Here is a 17,731-nt window from a genome sequence, read left to right as displayed (position 1 = left end):
CATATGGAGGCTGGATCACTATGCGCAAGGTTTTGATGGGAATTGCTTTTCTTTGGCCGGGGGTCTTGAGCGCTCAAGAGGTCGTGATTGCGGCCCTCGGGGACAGTTTGACACAGGGTTATGGGTTGGTAACGGAAGATGGGTTCGTGCCGCAACTGCAGGCTTGGCTTGAGGCACAAGGTGCAGAGGCGCGATTGATCAACGCCGGTGTGTCTGGAGATACCACAGCAGGGGGGTTATCACGTGCCGCCTGGACGCTGACGCCGGAGGTGGATGCGATGATTGTTGCCTTGGGGGGGAATGATTTGTTGCGCGGGATCGACCCAAGTGTCAGCCGATCAAACCTTGATGGGATCCTGCAGGCTGCGTCGGAGGCAGAGGTCGAGGTGTTGCTCGTTGGCATGCAGGCGCCGGGAAATTATGGACCGGACTATAAAGCGGCGTTTGATGCAATATATCCGGAACTGGCGGGTATATATGATGTGCTGCTTGCGCCCAGTTTCTTTGCAGGCATTAGCGCTCAAAACGATCCCGCAGAAGCGCGCGCCTACATGCAACCCGACGGTATCCATCCCAACGCGTCAGGTGTGATCAAAATCGTTGCTGCACTGGGTCCGGATGTGCTGGACTTGATTGAACGCGCACAGGAATAGCATCCGGATTTCAGATTCCTGCGGCGGTCTTGTCCGGGTCCAGATTCTTCGCGTTGACCGCCAGCATCAGGCCACGCCCGGCGTTGCGATCTCGTAGGCTATCACGCAAATGGAACAGGCTATTTCGCCTTGAAACGGGCACAAGGCGCCCGTTTTCAGTAATCATGTTTGCGGGTTACGCTAGTGCGATATTGCCCGCGCTCTCGCGCCCGTCGCGCCCGGCTTCGATGTCGAAGGTCACTTTCTGATTGTCTGCCAGACCGGTGAGGCCCGCGCGTTCTACGGCAGAAATATGTACAAAAATGTCTTTGCCACCGCCATCAGGGGCGATAAATCCATACCCTTTGGTGGTGTTAAACCATTTCACGGTGCCTGTGGCCATTCCCGTGCTCTCCTGTCTTGTGCTGCCCGCAGAATGCGGCAGCCTGGCGCGCTTGATTGCAGATCGATTGACTGGCCAGCAGTAGGAGCAGTGGTCGATAGTTCGTCGCGGTGCGTTTTGGATATTGAAGCAGGGCTGGGCAAAATCAAGTTAAATTCTGATGACATTATTGCACAGGTTTGCATCGGCAATTTCCCGCCAGCCGTGTATCGCATGGAATTTAAGCAATTCCGGCATCGGTATGTTGCAAATTAAATTTTACCAGTTGATAAAAAAATAAAACCGTGAGAGCGTTTCACGAGTGAAGTAGCCAGATTGGGAAAAGCCATGTCCAGCGACACATTTACACCCGGGATTGTGCCAGGCCGGTTGGGCCAGGGGTCGTATTCGGAGCAGTTTTCAGATTTGCATCCCCGTCTGGAGCCGCATGAGGCGTTGGTGGCGGCGGACAGATGCTATTTCTGCCATGATGCGCCCTGTATCACAGCCTGCCCGACGGATATCGATATTCCCCTTTTCATCCGTCAGATTGCGACCGGCACACCGGATGCGGCGGCCAAAACAATTCTGAGTCAGAACATTATGGGTGGGATGTGCGCGCGGGTCTGTCCCACGGAACAGTTGTGCGAGGAGGCGTGCGTGCGGGAGGCGGCGGAAGGCAAGCCTGTCTTGATCGGGCAATTGCAGCGCTATGCGACGGATCATTTGCAGGAACAGGGCATCCATCCATTTACCCGCGCGGCTGTCACTGGAAAGAGCGTGGCCGTTGTCGGCGCAGGGCCTGCAGGGCTGTCTTGTGCGCACCGTCTGGCGATGTTGGGGCATGATGTGGTTGTTTTTGATGCGCGTCCGAAACCGGGCGGGCTCAATGAATACGGCATTGCGACCTATAAAACGGTTGATGGCTATGCGCAGTCCGAGGTTGATTGGTTGTTGCAGATCGGAGGCATCCAGATCGAAACCGGCAAAGCGCTGGGCCGAGAAGAGACGCTCGAGGGCTTACGTGCGGGTTTTGATGCGGTGTTTCTCGGCATGGGTCTGGGCGGCGTGAATGCCTTGCAGGCAGAGGGGTCGGAGAAAGAGGGCGTATTGGACGCGGTCGATTTTATTGCCGATCTGAGGCAGGCGTCAGATGTGGCGCAGGTGCCTGTGGGCCGTGATGTCGTGGTCATTGGCGGGGGTATGACAGCGATTGATGCGGCTGTTCAGGCGAGGCTGCTGGGGGCGCTGAATGTGACGCTAGTTTATCGGCGTGGGCGTGAGCGGATGAACGCCAGTGTGTACGAACAGGATTTGGCGGCCAGCAAAGGCGTGCGAATTGTGACCCATGCAACACCACGGGCGGTCATTGGCAATGGGGCGGTGCGCGAAATCGAGTTTGATTATGTGAATGCCGATATGAGCCCCACGGGACAAGTACTGCGTTTGTCGGCGGATCAGGTTTATCGCGCGATTGGTCAGACATTGGAAGGGGACGGATTGCCAGCATTGGATGGCGGTAAGATCGCCGTCACAGGAGCTGGACGGACGTCGATGGAGGGCGTGTGGGCCGGTGGTGATTGTGCGTCCGGCGGTGATGATCTGACAGTTACGGCGGTGGCCGAAGGACGCGATGCTGCGATGGATATTCATGACGCGCTGATGGGCGCGGTGGCCTGAAAGCCCACCCTACGGAGGATTTGAAAAATGGCTGATCTTAGAAGTGAATTCGTGGGCATCAAAAGCCCGAACCCGTTCTGGCTGGCCTCGGCCCCGCCGACGGATAAGGAATACAACGTCCGCCGCGCCTTTGATGCCGGTTGGGGGGGTGTGGTTTGGAAGACCCTCGGTCTGGATCCGCATGTGGTGAATGTGAACGGACCTCGGTACGGCGCGATTTACGGCGCGGATCGTCGGTTGTTGGGCCTCAACAACATAGAACTGATTACCGATCGTCCGCTGCAAACCAATCTGGATGAGATCAAAGCAGTCAAGCGTGACTACCCGGACCGCGCGATGGTTGTTTCCTTGATGGTGCCTTGTGAGGAAGAGCCGTGGAAATACATCCTGCCGTTGGTTGAAGACACGGGCGCAGATGGGGTTGAGCTGAACTTTGGCTGCCCGCATGGGATGTCAGAGCGGGGTATGGGGTCTGCCGTGGGGCAGGTGCCGGAGTATATTGAAATGGTCACGCGCTGGGTCAAGGCCAACACCCGCATGCCCGTGATCGTGAAACTCACGCCCAACATCACGGATGTGCGCAAACCCGCCGAGGCCGCGCTCAAGGGGGGCGCGGATGCGGTGTCGCTGATCAATACGATCAATTCCATCACATCGGTGGATCTGGACCTCTTTGCGCCGGAACCGACGATTGATGGAAAGGGCGCGCATGGCGGCTATTGTGGGCCTGCGGTCAAGCCCATTGCGTTGAACATGGTCGCCGAGATCGCGCGTGATCCGGCATTGGCCAAACTCCCAATTTCCGGCATTGGTGGTGTAACCACATGGCGTGATGCGGCGGAGTTCATGGCGCTGGGGGCAGGCAACGTGCAGGTCTGCACTGCCGCAATGACATACGGGTTCAAGATCGTGCAGGAAATGATTTCGGGCCTTAGCGATTACATGGACAGCAAAGATCTGACCTCTGTGGATCAGATCGTGCGACGTGCGGTGCCAAACGTGACCGATTGGCAGTATCTGAACCTGAACTATGTGGCCAAGGCCAAGATTGATCAGGACCTGTGCATCTCTTGCGGGCGTTGTTTCGCTGCCTGCGAAGATACCTCGCATCAGGCAATTGCCATGTCAGAGGACCGCACCTTCACCGTGATCGACGAGGAATGCGTGGCCTGTAATCTTTGCGTCAATGTTTGCCCGGTCGAGGCGTGCATCACTATGGAAGCGATAGCGCCGGGACTTGTGGACCCGCGCACCGGTAAAGTGGTGGAGCCAGATTACGCAAACTGGACGACCCATCCCAACAATCCCGGCGCCGCGGCCGCCGAATAAAATCACGCGTTATTGGCCTCCAGGATCGGCGCGGTCGGCAACGGATTTGGCAGATTAAATTGTGGTTCTGCAGCTTTGCGCGCGGCTTCAGCGGCAGCAGCAGCGCGATCGGCAGCCTTGTCAGCAGCGCGTGCCTCCTGAAGAGCGCTTGATTCCGCACGCAATTGTGCCTGCCGCTGGAGAAATTCCGCACTTGGCCCCTCCTTTGCCTGAGCCTCGATCACAGATTTTGGGGCTGCCTCCACTGGCAGCATTGCCGCGCGTCCCTGCTTGAGCAAGGCTGCCAAATGACCGCCACCGGTACCCGTTCCATTACCCGCACCCTGACCGGAATGGTCTGACGTCATGTTTGACGCATTTCCCGATGCAGATTGCGCAATTGGCTGACTGGCCTGACTGCCGGCAACCTGTGGATCAGCTTGCGCCGTCGCCACTGGTTGGGGCGCGTAAGGCGCGTTAAAAGATATTGCACTCATGGTTAGCTCCAATCCAAAAGATCTTACTGAAGCCGCCACCCGTAACCATTAATGCAAAGTGAACATTAACGAGGGGTTAATATACGATTTGATTCGGGAAGTTGGTTAACGCTTTGTGGCTCGGGGTCATCGAGGGGTCAGAAGGCGGGTGAAAAGGGTTTTAAGGAAAGCCCCCGCCTGTGCATGCCCGGCCGGGTCATCCTTGAGCAGGAGCTGAACCTGCGATGCGAAATCCGCATAATGCTGGGTCGTGGCCCAGATCGAGAAAATCAAATGGCGCGGGTCAACCGCATTCATGTGCCCTTCATCCATCCAGCTCTGAATCACCGCACATTTCTCTTCAAACAGCGGCTGAAGACCGGCTTCGAGATGGGGCGCCATCCGCGGGGCACCTTGCAGGATTTCTCCGGCAAACAGCCTGCTTTCGCGCGGCAGATCCCGCGCCATATCCAGCTTGCGCTGCACATATCCCAGAATTTCGTTGAGCGGATCGCCATCCGATTTCAATGCTACCAGGGGATCGAGCCAGGATTCCATCAGTTGATTAAGCAGCGTGACGTGGATTTCTTCCTTGCCCTCAAAATAATAGAGGATGTTGGGTTTGCTCAGGCCGGCTGCATCGGCGATCTGATCCAGTGTGGTGCCCCGATACCCATGCTGTGAAAAGACCTCCAGTGCAGCATCGAGGATACGGCTGCGGTTGCGCTGTTGGATGCGACTGGGTTTCTTTACTGCGCCGTCAGGCATTGGTGGCTCTGTCCAATCCGTTTGCTCGAATTACGGGCATCTGATGTCGTGCATGCAACCTCCCATGGGAAGGGCGCAAAAGGAAGCCTTGACTTGCATCAGGCTAATGGCAATCGTAGCTTTACCAAATGGTAAAAATTACTAATGGTCAAGATAACGCACCGCCAGGAAGGACCCCAGCCATGCCCGCGCCCGGACAGAACCTGAAGATCAATCCAGACCGACTTTGGGACAGTCTCATGGAGATGGCCAAGATCGGTCCCGGCGTGGCAGGTGGCAACAACCGCCAGACGCTGACGGATGAGGACGGTGAAGGCCGCGCGCTGTTCCAAAGCTGGTGTGAGGCATCGGGCTGCACCATGGGCCTCGATCAGATGGGCAATATGTTTGCACGCCGCGAAGGAACCGACCCTGACGCGCTGCCGGTCTATGTGGGTTCGCATTTGGATACCCAGCCGACGGGTGGTAAATATGATGGCGTTTTGGGGGTCTTGAGCGGCTTGGAGATCATCCGAACGCTCAACGATCTGGGCGTGCGCACAAAACACCCGATTGTGGTGACGAATTTCACCAATGAGGAAGGCACGCGATATGCGCCTGCGATGCTGTCCTCTGGTGTTTTTGCCGGTATTCATACGCAGGATTGGGCGTACGGGCGCGTCGATGCCGAGGGTAAATCATTTGGGGATGAGCTGAAACGCATCGGTTGGCGCGGAGAAGAAGAAGTGGGCGCACGCAAGATGCATGCATTCTTCGAGTTGCACATCGAACAGGGCCCCATTTTGGAAGCCGAGGACAAGGATATTGGTGTCGTCACCCACGGCCAGGGGCTGTCCTGGACGCAAGTGACGATCACCGGTAAAGACAGCCACACAGGCTCTACGCCGATGCCGATGCGCAAAAACGCAGGGCTTGGCATGGCGCGTGTGCTCGAAAAAGTCGATGAGATCGCATGGTCGCATAAACCCCATGCAGTCGGTGCAGCGGGACATATCGACGTCTATCCGAATTCGCGCAATGTGATCCCCGGACGCGTGGTGTTCACGGTCGATTTTCGCTCGCCAGACCTGAGTGTGATTGAGGACATGGAGGCACGCTTGCGCGTTGAGGCGCAAAAGATTGCCGATGATATGGGTCTGGAGATCGAATTTGAAAAAGTCGGCGGGTTTGATCCGGTCACCTTTGATGAGGGCTGCGTCAGTGCCGTGCGTGCAGCGGCGGAGCGGTTGGGTTACAGCCACATGAACCTGATTTCAGGGGCAGGGCATGATGCCTGCTGGATCAACCGCGTGGCCCCGACGGCCATGGTCATGTGCCCCTGCGTCGATGGGCTTTCGCACAATGAGGCCGAAGAGATTTCCAAGGATTGGGCCATGGCGGGCACCGATGTGCTGCTGCACGCGGTGGTTGAGACGGCGGAGATCATGGGATAGCATGACGGTCATGCGCCCTTGCCGACTCGTGGCTTTGTGGCTTCCGGCCGCTTTCGTTTTGATGTTGGCTGGATGTGCAGCGGTTGATGCACCGGAACCGGACCTTGGAACGTCTTCTGAGCAAGCCAAGACCGACGCCATCAAAGCCCAGGTGGCCTGTATGCGGACACAGACGACCAGATTGGACGACGGAGTTTCGAAAGCTGGGAAGATTGGTCGCGCTGTCGCGCGGGCCTGTCAAAGCGAATCGGACCGCGCGGCAAAAGTATTCGTGGCCGGAAAGAGCGCCGAGGCTCAGTCGGAGTTCTTCAGATCAGCCCCTGCAGCAGAAGCAGAAATGGCAACACGCGTCGTGCGCCATATGCGATCAGGACAACCTTAGAGGAGTGCAAAAGTCATGACCAAAGTAATCAAGGGCGGCATGGTCTGTACGGCGGACCGGACATGGAAAGCGGATGTGCTGATCGAAGGCGAGACGATCAGCCAAATCGGTGAAGACCTCAAAGGCGATGAATATATCGACGCTGAAGGGGCCTATGTGATCCCCGGCGGGATTGACCCGCATACCCATCTGGAAATGCCCTTCATGGGGACAACAGCGGCGGAAACGTTCGAGTCCGGCACTTGGGCGGCGGCAGCCGGCGGCACCACGATGGTCGTGGATTTCTGCCTGCCGGGCGAAGACGGCAGCATCAAGAATGCGATCAACGAATGGCACCGCAAATCCGCACCGCAGATCTGTTCGGATGTCGGCTACCACATGGCGATCACCGGTTGGGACGAGACCGTTTTCAACGAGATGAAAGACGCCGTCGACATGGGCGTGAACAGCTTCAAACACTTCATGGCCTACAAGGGCGCTTTGATGATAGAGGATGACGAAATGTTCGCCTCTTTCAAGCGCTGCGCCGAACTGGGTGCTTTGCCGATGGTGCACGCTGAAAACGGCGATCTGGTCGCCGAGATGCAGCAGAAATATTTCGATCAGGGGATCACCGGGCCAGAGGGTCACGCCTATTCGCGCCCGCCTGAATTTGAAGGCGAAGCCGCCAATCGCGCGATTACCATTGCCGATGCGGCGGGGGTGCCTTTGTATGTGGTGCATGTGTCCTGTGAACAGGCGCATGAAGCGATCCGGCGCGCACGTCAAAAGGGCATGCGGGTTTATGGGGAGCCGTTGATCCAGTTCCTGACGCTGGACGAGTCTGAGTATTTCAACAAGGATTGGGACCACGCGGCCCGCCGGGTGATGTCGCCGCCGTTTCGTTCCAAGGACCATCAGGACAGCCTCTGGGCCGGGCTGCAGGCCGGGTCCTTGCAGGTAGTGGCCACGGATCATGCAGCGTTTAACACGGAGCAAAAACGCGCAGGCCGTGATGATTTCCGGATCATCCCCAATGGGTCAAACGGGCTGGAAGAACGCCTCGCCGTGCTCTGGACCGAAGGGGTTGAGACAGGCCGCCTGACGCCCAACGAGTTTGTCGCCGCAACCTCGACCAATGTGGCGAAGATCCTGAACATCTACCCGCGCAAAGGCGCGATTGTAGAGGGCGCGGATGCCGATATCGTTGTGTGGGACCCCAAGATCACCAAGACGATTTCACCTTCAAACCATCATTCCGTTTTGGATTACAACGTCTTTGAGGGGTTCGAAGTCAAAGCGCAAAGCCGTTATACGCTGAACCGGGGCGAAATCATCTGGGCCTGGGGCCAGAACTCACAGCCCAACCCGGGCCGTGGCCGGTTCATCCCCCGCCCTGCGTTTTCATCTGCCTCTGAGGCCCTGAGCAAATGGAAGGCGTTGACCGCGCCCAAGATGATCAAACGCGATCCGCTGAATATTCCGGCGGGGATTTGATGGATGAGCACACTTTGGTGACGGAGGCGGAGATCGAAACCGCATATTCGAAGAGTTCCAACACCATTGGGTGGCGTCTGTTATGCAGCCCGAGCGAAACATTGCGAGGATCAAAGGTAGCCTTCATCGGTCTCAATCCGGGCGGGCGCACCGATCCGTTGGGGCATCCGCGTTTTGCTACGCCACACGGGAGTGCATATGAGACCGAGAGCTGGGCAAATGCGTCGCCCGGTCAAAATGCACTGCAACGACAGGTGCGTGGTTTGTTCCAGCGTCTGAATGTTCAGGCAGAACAGGTTTTGGCCGGCAACTTGGTGCCGTTTCGTTCACCTTCCTGGGCTGATCTTCCGGATCAGAAGAGCGCATTGGCATTTGGAAGGGAGCTTTGGACACGCATTCTCATGCTGGCACAACCAAAGCTGATTGTCAGTATGGGCCGCGAGGTCAATGTTCAGCTCCGAAAGGTTTTGTCTGCCAGCGCTGAAACAAGAATTCCCGTTGCGTGGGGCAGGGTCACCGGATCGAGGGCAGAATTCAACGGCGGCGTTTTGGTCGGCTTGCCGCATTTGTCGCGGTTTCCAATTATCGGGCGTGCGGCGTCAGAGCCAGGCCTGTCAGCACTCTTCCGGGCAGATTGGCGCAAATGACTGTGATTTCTGCCCAAAACCTATCGCTCACATTTGTGACGAATGATGGTCCTGTAGATGCGCTCAAGGACGTTTCATTAGACATCGAAAAGGGCGAGTTTGTCAGTTTCATCGGGCCTTCTGGCTGTGGCAAGACCACGTTTTTGCGCTGTATGGCGGATTTGGAACACCCAACGGGCGGCGCGATTACCGTGAATGGCGTCAGCGCGGAAGAGGCCCGCAAAGCGCGCGCCTATGGCTATGTGTTTCAGGCGGCAGGCCTTTACCCATGGCGTTCGATTGGCGGCAACATTCGCTTGCCGCTAGAGATCATGGGCTATTCGAAATCGGATATGGATGCGCGGGTAAGCAGAGTGCTGGAACTGGTCGAACTGGCCGGGTTTGAGCGCAAATTTCCCTGGCAATTGTCAGGCGGCATGCAGCAGCGTGCCTCGATTGCTCGCGCTCTGGCTTTTGATGCAGATATCCTGCTGATGGATGAACCTTTCGGGGCGCTTGACGAAATCGTACGAGATCACCTGAATGAACAATTGCTCAAGCTTTGGGAACGTACGGAGAAGACAATTGCCTTTGTCACCCATTCGATCCCCGAGGCAGTGTATCTGAGCACCAAGGTCGTGGTGATGTCGCCCCGCCCCGGACGGATCACGGATGTCATCGACAGCCCCCTCCCCAAAGAACGCCCGCTGGATATTCGCGACACGCCTGAATTCCTCGAAGTGGCACATCGTGTACGCGAAGGGTTGCGCGCGGGGCATTTGGATGAATGAGCGTTTAAAATCGGCCCAGACTACACCCTCATTCGGGTACAGCCCGGGTCCGATCCGCCATTTGTTTGGGGAGGCGAGGTCCCCTTTCATCGTTCACGGTCATCGGCATGCCTGCCTGTACCGTGCTATGATCACATCACCTGTTTCTTTCATTGTTCTTAAAATATGCAAAAATTTTCACCCGGTTTACATGTTTGAATATGCATATTTGGCGAACAATGAAAACAGAGCTCACCTATGACCCGAAACGTTTTGCCTGTGATGACTGTTGTTTGCGCTATCTTTGCGCTGTGGTATGGCGCGGCGATCTGGCTGAATGCGCCTTGGGCCTATGATAAGGCGACGCGCACAGGTGAGGTGCTCACGACGCAGACATTGATCGCCGACACGTGGAGCCAGAAGAAACCCAAACTGCCCGCGCCGCATCAGGTCGCCAGTGAAATCTGGGACACCACGGTTGAGAAAAAGATCACCTCAAAACGCTCGCTGATTTACCACAGTTGGATCACTCTGAGTGCGACGCTTTTGGGCTTTGCACTTGGGACCGGGCTCGGCATCGCGCTGGCGGTGGGGATCGTTTACAACCGGACGATGGATATGTCGGTGATGCCCTGGGTGATCGCCAGCCAGACCATTCCCATCCTTGCCATCGCGCCAATGATCATTGTCGTGCTGAATGCCGTCGGTATTTCCGGGTTGTTGCCCAAGGCGATGATTTCCATGTATTTATCGTTCTTCCCGGTCGTCGTCGGTATGGTCAAAGGATTGCGGAGCCCCGATGCCATGCAGCTGGATCAGATGCGCACATGGAACGCGTCGCCCACCCAGACTTTCTGGCGCTTGCGTCTGCCGTCCTCGATGCCTTATCTCTTTACCTCGCTGAAAATCGGCATGGCGGCGTCACTGGTTGGGGCTATTGTAGGTGAATTGCCAACCGGGGCGATTGCGGGTCTTGGCGCGCGGCTGCTGGCGGGCAGTTATTATGGTCAAACCATTCAGATTTGGTCGGCGCTGATCATGGCGGCGGCTTTGGCGGCGAGCCTTGTGGCGATCATCGGGTTGATCCAGCGGGTGACGCTGAAACGGATGGGCATGGCATGATGTGGCTGTTTTTTGCCTTTGGAATTTGGGCGCTTGGATGGTGGGCCAACACGCGGCTGGCCGCGCTGCCGCGTACGCGCGTAACTGCATTGGCCGTGCCAGTTATTTTCGGTCTGACGCTGATCGCGGTCTGGGAAGGGATTGTACGCGGGTTTGAGATTAGCGCTATTTTGCTGCCTGCTCCCTCGATGATCGCAGTCCGGTTTGCCGCCTCCACGGCGATCTTGTGGGAAGATTTTGTACAGACCGTGATCAAGGGCGCGCTCAGCGGCTATGTCATCGGCTGTGGGTCGGCTTTTCTGGTGGCGATCCTGGTCGACAGGTTTGATTTCCTGCGCCGTGGGTTGCTGCCTGTTGGCAATTTCGTTGCTGCCCTGCCGGTGATCGGAATGGCACCCATTCTGGTGATGTGGTTCGGATTTGACTGGCACTCCAAAGCCGCCGTTGTTGTGGTGATGGTGTTCTTTCCGATGCTGGTAAATACGGTGCAGGGGTTGGCGGACAGTTCCGCGATGCAGCGCGACTTGATGCGCACGTACGCGGCTGGCTATTGGACGACGCTGCTCAAACTGCGCTTGCCTGCGGCGATGCCATTCATTTTCAACGGGCTGAAAATTGCCAGTACGCTCGCATTGATTGGGGCCATTGTTGCCGAATTTTTTGGCTCGCCGATCCGTGGGATGGGATTTCGGATTTCCACGTCTGTGGGACAGCTTGCGCTTGATCTGGTTTGGGCGGAGATTGTCGTTGCTGCGATCGCGGGGTCGGCATTTTACGGCGTTGTGGCCCTGATCGAACGCGCGGTAACCTTCTGGCACCCATCTCAACGCAACTAACAAACAAAAAGAAGACATCACCAAAGGAGAGTATGATGAGTAAATTGACAACACTGGCCGCGGGCGCGGCACTGGGGCTCTGGGGGGCAGCAGCACAGGCAGCGGATGATGTAACGCTACAGTTAAAGTGGGTCACACAAGCCCAGTTCGCCGGGTATTATGTGGCCTTGGACAAAGGGTTTTACGAGGAAGAAGACCTGAATGTGACCATCAAACCGGGTGGTCCTGACATTGCACCGACGCAGGTTCTTGCGGGCGGTGGCGCGGACGTGACCGTGGAGTGGATGCCGGCAGCCCTTGCGGCGCGCGAAAAAGGTCTGGGGATGGTGAACATCGCGCAGCCGTTCAAGTCGTCAGGCATGATGCTGACCTGTCGCAAGGACGCAGGTGTCACCAGCACGGATGATTTTGCGGGCAAAACACTGGGCGTTTGGTTTTTTGGTAATGAATTCCCGTTTCTCAGCTGGATGAGCAAACTGGAAATCCCGACGGACGGCAGCGATGCCGGGGTGACGGTCTTGAAGCAAGGGTTCAATGTGGATCCGTTGCTCCAGGGGCAGGCCGCTTGCGTGTCGACCATGACCTACAATGAATACTGGCAGGTGATCGATGCTGGTCTGACACCGGAGGACCTGACCGTGTTCAAATACGAAGACCAGGGCGTGGCTACCTTGGAGGACGGTCTTTACGTTCTGGAAGAAAATCTGGCGGATCCCGCGTTTGAGGACAGAATGGTCCGTTTTGTACGCGCATCGATGAAGGGTTGGAAATACGCTGAGGCGAATCCGGATGAGGCGGCAGACATTGTTCTCGACAATGATGCCAGCGGCGCTCAAACCGAAGAGCACCAGCAGCGCATGATGGGTGAGATCGCAAAACTGACTGCTGGGAGCAACGGTGCACTTGATCCGGCTGATTATGAGCGCACGGTTGCGTCGCTTTTATCCGGTGGATCGGATCCGGTGATCACTGCAACACCAGAAGGCGCGTGGACACATGTCATTACCGACAAGGCGCTTAACTGAGCGGTAACCCATAATATTACATAATCAGGCCGGTGGGCGGCACCGGCCTTTTTTGTTTGGCAACATCTAGACTTTGGTTTTTAACGCCCCATCTTCTGAATTTGGTGATGGGAGTAGACGAGACAATGAGCAATATGGAAAACCTGGACAGCCAGTTGAGTGAAAAAGAACGCCAAAGACTGGTGAATGAAAAGGCGCTGTCCTCTATTCGTGCGGATGAGGTCAGACAGGAAGCGCGTGGATACGCCGTCATGGCCAGTTTTCTGGGATACGGAGAGGGGGCACTTGGTCAAGGTGTTTTTGGCAAAGTCAGCCACGTTGCCAAATTGTTTTGCATTCTGTTTGCAATGCTTGCGCCGAGTTTGCTGATCTGGAGTGTTCTGCTCTGAATTCTTCATAAGCTGCAGAACATGACAATCAAAAAAAACCGGCCCAATGGAGCCGGTTTTTCTAATTCATCTTACCAATCGGCTTATGCCAATGCGATGTTTGTCGCGCTTTCGCGGCCATCACGGCCAGCTTCGATGTCGAAAGTCACTTTTTGGTTGTCGGCCAGACCTGTGAGGCCTGCGCGTTCAACGGCAGAGATATGTACGAATACGTCTTTGCTGCCGCCATCGGGTGCGATAAAGCCGAAGCCTTTTGTAGTGTTGAACCATTTCACGGTGCCTGTGGCCATTTCCGTGGTCTCCTATTTAGATGCTATCCGCGTCGTTGCGATAGCCTGGCGTGGTCGGTCTGGATCGAAGACTGACCGTCCATAAGAGACAGCAGGTCGAAAAAGAAAAACGTTAGCGAGGCGGTTAATGACAGATCTCCGCTGTTTTGACAAGGAAAAGCTTTAACCTATGGTAGCGTTGACACCTAAAATCAGCCGATGTTCGCCGCCATGATTTGCACTTCGCATCCTGGGAACCGCTCCGAGAAATACTCGCATAGGTTGGCGGGGCGATGACTTTTCGCAAGCAAGAATCATTGAAACAAGATTGCGGAGATTTTTTTGCGCAAGGGATCGCGTTTGCGGTTTATGGCGTTCGCACGGAAGTGTTGCGACCCTCGGTAAGGCTTTTTTTGGAGGTCTAATCGGTTGATCGTATCACTCCAAGCGCCCAAGGTTGAGGCGTTTCTGACAGGGTCGCAGCACAGTTTCGCATCCCTTCTTACCATGAAACAGGTTGTTCTCCACCGATCGCTTGGGGCGGCGCGACCCTATCAAAGCGGGTGAGGCGTTGCGGTCTAATTTTTCAACGGACTGGGTTCTCATTCGGTTATCGGGCTCGAGAAGCCCATTCAAGGACTGGTCTGTCCGACTACAAACGCGTGGCGAAGCTTTGTGCAGCGATTTCAAACCGGGAGGCACACACGCAGCTTGCTTCGAGTTGATTGTGGCTCGGTAAGTTTTGCGCCAACGGCATGGCCGCAGGAGCGGAGGATTTCTCGAGGCCTTATGAGAAAGTTAAAAAATATTTAACGAGTGTGATCCTCTTCACATACCCAAGGGCCTCAATGGTGTTGATTGGTCTTGTGAGCCGGGGATGATTGTCCTCCTCGGAAGTGGAGTAACGATTGTGACTTTGTACCCTGATTTTGATGACGACCCCCGGGACATTATCCCGGAAACCTCCCCGGTTCCGCGCACCTCTTCCTGGCGTGCAATCGGGCGCAGCCCAGTCAACCCTCGTCCAGGTCCGAAATGCCCTTCTACATGGCGTTTCACAGACTGGGCTGCCCTTTAAGTCCGACAACGCAGTTTTCTCCCCCTGCCTTGTCGTTTTCCTTCGGGCCGGTCTTGTACCGGCCCGTTTTTTTGCGCTTTACTGCGGGGTCTGTTGCACATCGATCAACAGGTTTGTGTTGTAACCATTACTGCTCAGAACCTCTTCGGCGCGCTCGCGCCTTTGATCATCAATTGCGCGGGTGCGCGCCAATATCCAGCCGGCACGTCCGTTGGGTACACCGACAACCGCTGTTTCATACCCTTCATCGACCCAGAGCACCCAATAAGGCGCGGCTATGAAGGGTATATTGTCAAAACGTACCTTGAGTTGTCCCGGCCCCGCAATTTCAGCCGTGCCGGTGATGCTACGTAGGGCACCCTTCGGAGTGTTCTGTCGACAGGTGTTTGTGACGCTGATGGTGTCATCGTCTATTGCACCATAATCAGCGGTTGTTGCGGTGCATCCTTGTTGGAAAGACACTGGAAAGCGCGCGATTTCATACCAACGCCCCAGATACCGTTCTGCGTCAAAATCCACCTGTGATGTGATGGGCAGATTGGTGTCCCGGTACGGGGCTGCACAGGCCGACAACAAGAGCAACCATGGGATCAAGACCAGACGCATGGAACACCTCCTCGGCTGACTATAAGCCCGAAAACACGCACGTGATACGCGCTATTCGAGCGGTATTGTTTGTTTTCAAGGCAGCCAACGTTTAGCTGTTATGACCATCCGATCACTTTGTTGAAAAGGACAAAACCTAGGCCTTGTTCAAAATCGCCGAAATCTCGTCTTTGATCCTCATCCGACGCTTGCGCAATTCGGCTTCATTCAGGGAATCAGTTGGCTCGATGTTTGTTTCAGCCCGGTGTACCGCGCGATTGGCTTCGTGATAGGCGTCGGACAACTTGCGAAAATGTGCGTCACTCTCGCGTAACTCGTGAATACGGGCGGTGTGTTGGGGGAAATCATCGGCTAGTTCGTGCGGCGTGTGGGACATATTGTGCTCCTCTGGTGATGTAGAGTTCACTGTGACATGGGGCAGGGGATGAGGGCTTTGATTTGGGTCAACACCATCGTCTTTCTGTGCCGCTCAGTGCTGGCAAAAGCAGGGGCAACATGGCACGGTTACTCGGGTAAATGCACAGGGGGAACATTCGGGTGAATGATGTGTTGATGACGGGTGCCCTGATGGGGTTGATCGCGACGCTGGCGATGGATTGTTGGGTTGTGCTGATCAATCGGACGCTGGGTTTGCCGCCCCCCAGTTGGGACCTGCCCGGGCGTTGGGTGGCGCATATGCCACGGGGCCGCATGTTTCACGATGATATCGCGGCGGCAGCCCCGGTTGCGCAAGAACGCGCGATCGGTTGGGCGTTCCATTACGCTGTGGGGATCGCCTATGGTGTGGCGCTGGCTGTGATCATGGGGCCTGCTTGGCTGGCTGCACCGACGTTTCTGCCTGCGCTGATCTTTGCACTGGCGACCATCGGTTTTGGCTGGTTCCTGATGCAACCGGGCATGGGCCTTGGTGTGGCCGCTTCCAGCACGCCGAACCCTTGGCGCGCCCGGGCGCTGGGACTGGCGGCACATACTGTCTTTGGCATCGGGCTTTGGGTTGGCGCGTCACTCTGAGGCGCGGGTCAACTCATAGACCCAAGCGATGTAATCGGCATTCGCTCCGTCCACATTGACGCGAATGATCGGCGGCACCTCATAGGGGTGCAGCGCGCGCACCGCTTCCTCCACGGCATCGCCCAACGCGACCCGCGTTTTTAGCAAGAGCGGATGTTCCTCTTCGTGTTCAACCTTGCCGTTCCAGAAATAGGCGCTCTGGATCGCGGGGTAGCGGTTTGAGCAGGCGACAAGGCGGCTTTCGATCAGAGCCGCGCTGATGGTGTCGGCCGTTTCGATGGAGGGGCAGTTCACCCAGATGTCGATGATGCGCATGGTTCGGAGGTTATGCGTGTAGTGCTAAGGTTTCAATGATGCACCGCGGAAACGCCACGCGTTTTCGCCGCCCCCGACCGCCCCTATGGGAGGCGACGTCGTCTCCGCCGAGGCTATCGCTTTCTACGGCCTCAATCGCTCAATTGGAGCGATTGCAAGACGGCCTCCGACCCACGGTCTGGTGTTATTGCTGCGGTGCTTCCAAGCGCAACCGAAATCTTAATTCGTTTAGGTTGCCTTCGACATATCGTTGAAGGATTCCGTGCGCTACTGTCTTGGCAAAACTTGCATGATCTCCTTCAAACTCAATTGCACTGCCGTTTTTCCCCTCATGCGAAAAGTAATCAGTCTCTCCAAACCAAACGCCAGAATTAATGTTTCCATGCAAGAATTTGTTTCGAAAACTGTATGTCTCACGAAATAGCCCGGTCATCACGTCAGGCCGCTCAGGCTTCAGAATTATTTTTAGTCGCTCAATTAACTGATCTTGATTTAGTCTTTCATTTGGTGCGCCAAGCAATGCTTCAATTGCAGAAAGATACCATACAATTTGTAACAGATTTGAAGATTCAGATTTTAAACCGTTGATAAAATATGCCATGCCGCGTGTGAATTGATCGTACTTCGCGCTTTTTCGTGCCAACAACATGTCAGCAAAGAATTGGAAGGTAGCAGCGAGTGAAAGATTCTGCAGCTGAAAGCCGGATTCTGTCAGTAGTGGAGGTTCGTGAGAAGCAACAAATCGATGATACAACGAGGGACGGCTAGTTGCCCAAGTCTGCAGCCCTGCAGTTGAAAAATATGGACCATTTGCGACTAGATTTGCCAAGGCGGCGACGCATGCAAAACGATCTAGTCCCCTTGATATTGCGCTCGAAACCAATACGGACCTGGCCGAACCTTCGGAGCTTGTTCGAAGACGCATCGCATTGCCGTCGCCAGCAAATTTGTCTTCGATGAATTCGTTGGTAGCTTCTTCCGTAAAACGCCCAAAGCTTTCACGCGAAAAGCGAACAGAAAGGTGAAGTACGTTATTATAATCAATCGGTTTCGAAATACGAGATCCCGCCAATTTGCTTACTTCGGAGGCGGTCGCTCGCCTAATCGCAACAGGCAAGTAGCTTCGCCCTCCGAGCCCGACTTGTCC

20 protein-coding genes are annotated in these 17,731 nt (G+C 55.8%); 12 read left to right on the top strand and 8 right to left on the bottom strand.

Annotated features, from left to right (window positions below):
• The first annotated feature begins 20 nt into the window (after positions 1–20).
• Positions 21–653 (top strand): arylesterase, encoded by a 633-nt coding sequence (locus R8G34_09310; GenBank protein ID MDW3223064.1) that lies wholly within the window; start codon positions 21–23, stop codon positions 651–653.
• A gap of 175 nt (positions 654–828) precedes the next feature.
• On the opposite strand, the gene R8G34_09305 is transcribed toward R8G34_09310, so the two are convergent.
• Entirely contained in the window at positions 829–1,035 is a 207-nt protein-coding gene (locus R8G34_09305) for a cold-shock protein (protein ID MDW3223063.1), read from the bottom strand.
• Between the two features lie 327 nt (positions 1,036–1,362).
• On the opposite strand from R8G34_09305, the gene R8G34_09300 reads away from it, so the two are divergent.
• Positions 1,363–2,694 (top strand): NAD(P)-dependent oxidoreductase, encoded by a 1,332-nt coding sequence (locus R8G34_09300; GenBank protein MDW3223062.1) that lies wholly within the window; start codon positions 1,363–1,365, stop codon positions 2,692–2,694.
• A gap of 27 nt (positions 2,695–2,721) precedes the next feature.
• A complete protein-coding gene (gene preA, locus R8G34_09295; GenBank protein ID MDW3223061.1) occupies positions 2,722–4,023 on the top strand; it encodes an NAD-dependent dihydropyrimidine dehydrogenase subunit PreA in 1,302 nt (433 codons plus the stop codon).
• Positions 4,024–4,025: 2 nt separating this feature from the next.
• Here the strand turns inward: preA and R8G34_09290 are convergent, their stop codons facing one another.
• Together R8G34_09290 and R8G34_09285 are read right to left on the bottom strand one after the other, a co-directional pair.
• On the bottom strand, positions 4,026–4,499 hold the full coding sequence (locus R8G34_09290; protein MDW3223060.1) for a hypothetical protein: 474 nt from the start codon (positions 4,497–4,499) through the stop codon (positions 4,026–4,028).
• Positions 4,500–4,625: 126 nt separating this feature from the next.
• A complete protein-coding gene (locus tag R8G34_09285) occupies positions 4,626–5,246 on the bottom strand; it encodes a TetR family transcriptional regulator C-terminal domain-containing protein (GenBank protein MDW3223059.1) in 621 nt (206 codons plus the stop codon).
• 182 nt (positions 5,247–5,428) lie between these two features.
• On the opposite strand from R8G34_09285, the gene R8G34_09280 reads away from it, so the two are divergent.
• The 8 genes from R8G34_09280 (at position 5,429) to R8G34_09245 (ending at position 13,305) form a co-directional block, all read left to right on the top strand.
• Positions 5,429–6,679 carry a Zn-dependent hydrolase gene (locus R8G34_09280; protein MDW3223058.1) on the top strand — a complete coding sequence of 417 codons (1,251 nt, stop codon included), beginning with the start codon at positions 5,429–5,431 and terminating at the stop codon, positions 6,677–6,679.
• Positions 6,680–7,076: 397 nt separating this feature from the next.
• Positions 7,077–8,537, top strand: a complete 1,461-nt coding sequence (gene hydA / locus R8G34_09275) for a dihydropyrimidinase (protein MDW3223057.1) — start codon at positions 7,077–7,079, stop codon at positions 8,535–8,537.
• Positions 8,537–9,184: a hypothetical protein gene (locus tag R8G34_09270; protein ID MDW3223056.1), complete on the top strand. Its 648-nt coding sequence runs from the start codon at positions 8,537–8,539 to the stop codon at positions 9,182–9,184. The genes hydA and R8G34_09270 overlap by 1 nt, the downstream gene beginning before the upstream one ends.
• A complete protein-coding gene (locus tag R8G34_09265) occupies positions 9,181–9,954 on the top strand; it encodes an ABC transporter ATP-binding protein (protein MDW3223055.1) in 774 nt (257 codons plus the stop codon). The genes R8G34_09270 and R8G34_09265 overlap by 4 nt, the downstream gene beginning before the upstream one ends.
• A gap of 237 nt (positions 9,955–10,191) precedes the next feature.
• Entirely contained in the window at positions 10,192–11,055 is an 864-nt protein-coding gene (locus tag R8G34_09260) for an ABC transporter permease (GenBank protein MDW3223054.1), read from the top strand.
• Positions 11,052–11,891 carry an ABC transporter permease gene (locus R8G34_09255; GenBank protein MDW3223053.1) on the top strand — a complete coding sequence of 280 codons (840 nt, stop codon included), beginning with the start codon at positions 11,052–11,054 and terminating at the stop codon, positions 11,889–11,891. Before R8G34_09260 ends, R8G34_09255 begins: the two co-directional genes overlap by 4 nt.
• Before the next feature lie 35 nt (positions 11,892–11,926).
• Positions 11,927–12,916 (top strand): ABC transporter substrate-binding protein, encoded by a 990-nt coding sequence (locus tag R8G34_09250; protein ID MDW3223052.1) that lies wholly within the window; start codon positions 11,927–11,929, stop codon positions 12,914–12,916.
• 125 nt (positions 12,917–13,041) lie between these two features.
• Positions 13,042–13,305 carry a hypothetical protein gene (locus R8G34_09245; GenBank protein ID MDW3223051.1) on the top strand — a complete coding sequence of 88 codons (264 nt, stop codon included), beginning with the start codon at positions 13,042–13,044 and terminating at the stop codon, positions 13,303–13,305.
• A gap of 83 nt (positions 13,306–13,388) precedes the next feature.
• Here the strand turns inward: R8G34_09245 and R8G34_09240 are convergent, their stop codons facing one another.
• From R8G34_09240 to R8G34_09230, 3 genes are all read right to left on the bottom strand, one after another.
• Positions 13,389–13,595: a cold-shock protein gene (locus tag R8G34_09240; protein MDW3223050.1), complete on the bottom strand. Its 207-nt coding sequence runs from the start codon at positions 13,593–13,595 to the stop codon at positions 13,389–13,391.
• A 1,135-nt stretch (positions 13,596–14,730) separates the two neighbouring features.
• Entirely contained in the window at positions 14,731–15,258 is a 528-nt protein-coding gene (locus tag R8G34_09235; protein MDW3223049.1) for a lipocalin family protein, read from the bottom strand.
• 136 nt (positions 15,259–15,394) lie between these two features.
• Complete coding sequence (locus tag R8G34_09230) at positions 15,395–15,634, bottom strand: DUF465 domain-containing protein (GenBank protein ID MDW3223048.1); 240 nt, start codon at positions 15,632–15,634, stop codon at positions 15,395–15,397.
• Positions 15,635–15,795: 161 nt separating this feature from the next.
• Here R8G34_09230 and R8G34_09225 point away from each other — a divergent pair, with 161 nt between their 5' ends.
• Positions 15,796–16,269 (top strand): DUF2938 domain-containing protein, encoded by a 474-nt coding sequence (locus tag R8G34_09225; GenBank protein ID MDW3223047.1) that lies wholly within the window; start codon positions 15,796–15,798, stop codon positions 16,267–16,269.
• Here R8G34_09225 and cutA read toward each other — a convergent pair.
• Complete coding sequence (cutA, locus tag R8G34_09220; protein MDW3223046.1) at positions 16,261–16,584, bottom strand: divalent-cation tolerance protein CutA; 324 nt, start codon at positions 16,582–16,584, stop codon at positions 16,261–16,263. The genes R8G34_09225 and cutA overlap by 9 nt on opposite strands.
• Before the next feature lie 184 nt (positions 16,585–16,768).
• Positions 16,769–17,701 (bottom strand): hypothetical protein, encoded by a 933-nt coding sequence (locus tag R8G34_09215; protein MDW3223045.1) that lies wholly within the window; start codon positions 17,699–17,701, stop codon positions 16,769–16,771.
• Positions 17,702–17,731 lie beyond the last annotated feature (30 nt).

The sequence above is a fragment of the Paracoccaceae bacterium genome (assembly GCA_033344815.1).
GTDB lineage: Bacteria > Pseudomonadota > Alphaproteobacteria > Rhodobacterales > Rhodobacteraceae > Roseobacter.
The sequence above is the reverse complement of the archived record's forward strand: the minus strand, read 5'-3'. Positions and strand labels throughout refer to the sequence as shown.

Excerpts from the sequence above, each read along its gene's own strand:
- R8G34_09310 (MDW3223064.1), top strand. The coding sequence starts at position 21 with ATGCGCAAGGTTTTGATGGGAATTGCTTTTCTTTGGCCGGGGGTCTTG.
- R8G34_09305 (MDW3223063.1), bottom strand. The coding sequence starts at position 1,035 with ATGGCCACAGGCACCGTGAAATGGTTTAACACCACCAAAGGGTATGGA.
- R8G34_09300 (MDW3223062.1), top strand. The coding sequence starts at position 1,363 with ATGTCCAGCGACACATTTACACCCGGGATTGTGCCAGGCCGGTTGGGC.
- preA (MDW3223061.1), top strand. The coding sequence starts at position 2,722 with ATGGCTGATCTTAGAAGTGAATTCGTGGGCATCAAAAGCCCGAACCCG.
- R8G34_09290 (MDW3223060.1), bottom strand. The coding sequence starts at position 4,499 with ATGAGTGCAATATCTTTTAACGCGCCTTACGCGCCCCAACCAGTGGCG.
- R8G34_09285 (MDW3223059.1), bottom strand. The coding sequence starts at position 5,246 with ATGCCTGACGGCGCAGTAAAGAAACCCAGTCGCATCCAACAGCGCAAC.
- R8G34_09280 (MDW3223058.1), top strand. The coding sequence starts at position 5,429 with ATGCCCGCGCCCGGACAGAACCTGAAGATCAATCCAGACCGACTTTGG.
- hydA (MDW3223057.1), top strand. The coding sequence starts at position 7,077 with ATGACCAAAGTAATCAAGGGCGGCATGGTCTGTACGGCGGACCGGACA.
- R8G34_09270 (MDW3223056.1), top strand. The coding sequence starts at position 8,537 with ATGGATGAGCACACTTTGGTGACGGAGGCGGAGATCGAAACCGCATAT.
- R8G34_09265 (MDW3223055.1), top strand. The coding sequence starts at position 9,181 with ATGACTGTGATTTCTGCCCAAAACCTATCGCTCACATTTGTGACGAAT.
- R8G34_09260 (MDW3223054.1), top strand. The coding sequence starts at position 10,192 with ATGACCCGAAACGTTTTGCCTGTGATGACTGTTGTTTGCGCTATCTTT.
- R8G34_09255 (MDW3223053.1), top strand. The coding sequence starts at position 11,052 with ATGATGTGGCTGTTTTTTGCCTTTGGAATTTGGGCGCTTGGATGGTGG.
- R8G34_09250 (MDW3223052.1), top strand. The coding sequence starts at position 11,927 with ATGAGTAAATTGACAACACTGGCCGCGGGCGCGGCACTGGGGCTCTGG.
- R8G34_09245 (MDW3223051.1), top strand. The coding sequence starts at position 13,042 with ATGAGCAATATGGAAAACCTGGACAGCCAGTTGAGTGAAAAAGAACGC.
- R8G34_09240 (MDW3223050.1), bottom strand. The coding sequence starts at position 13,595 with ATGGCCACAGGCACCGTGAAATGGTTCAACACTACAAAAGGCTTCGGC.
- R8G34_09235 (MDW3223049.1), bottom strand. The coding sequence starts at position 15,258 with ATGCGTCTGGTCTTGATCCCATGGTTGCTCTTGTTGTCGGCCTGTGCA.
- R8G34_09230 (MDW3223048.1), bottom strand. The coding sequence starts at position 15,634 with ATGTCCCACACGCCGCACGAACTAGCCGATGATTTCCCCCAACACACC.
- cutA (MDW3223046.1), bottom strand. The coding sequence starts at position 16,584 with ATGCGCATCATCGACATCTGGGTGAACTGCCCCTCCATCGAAACGGCC.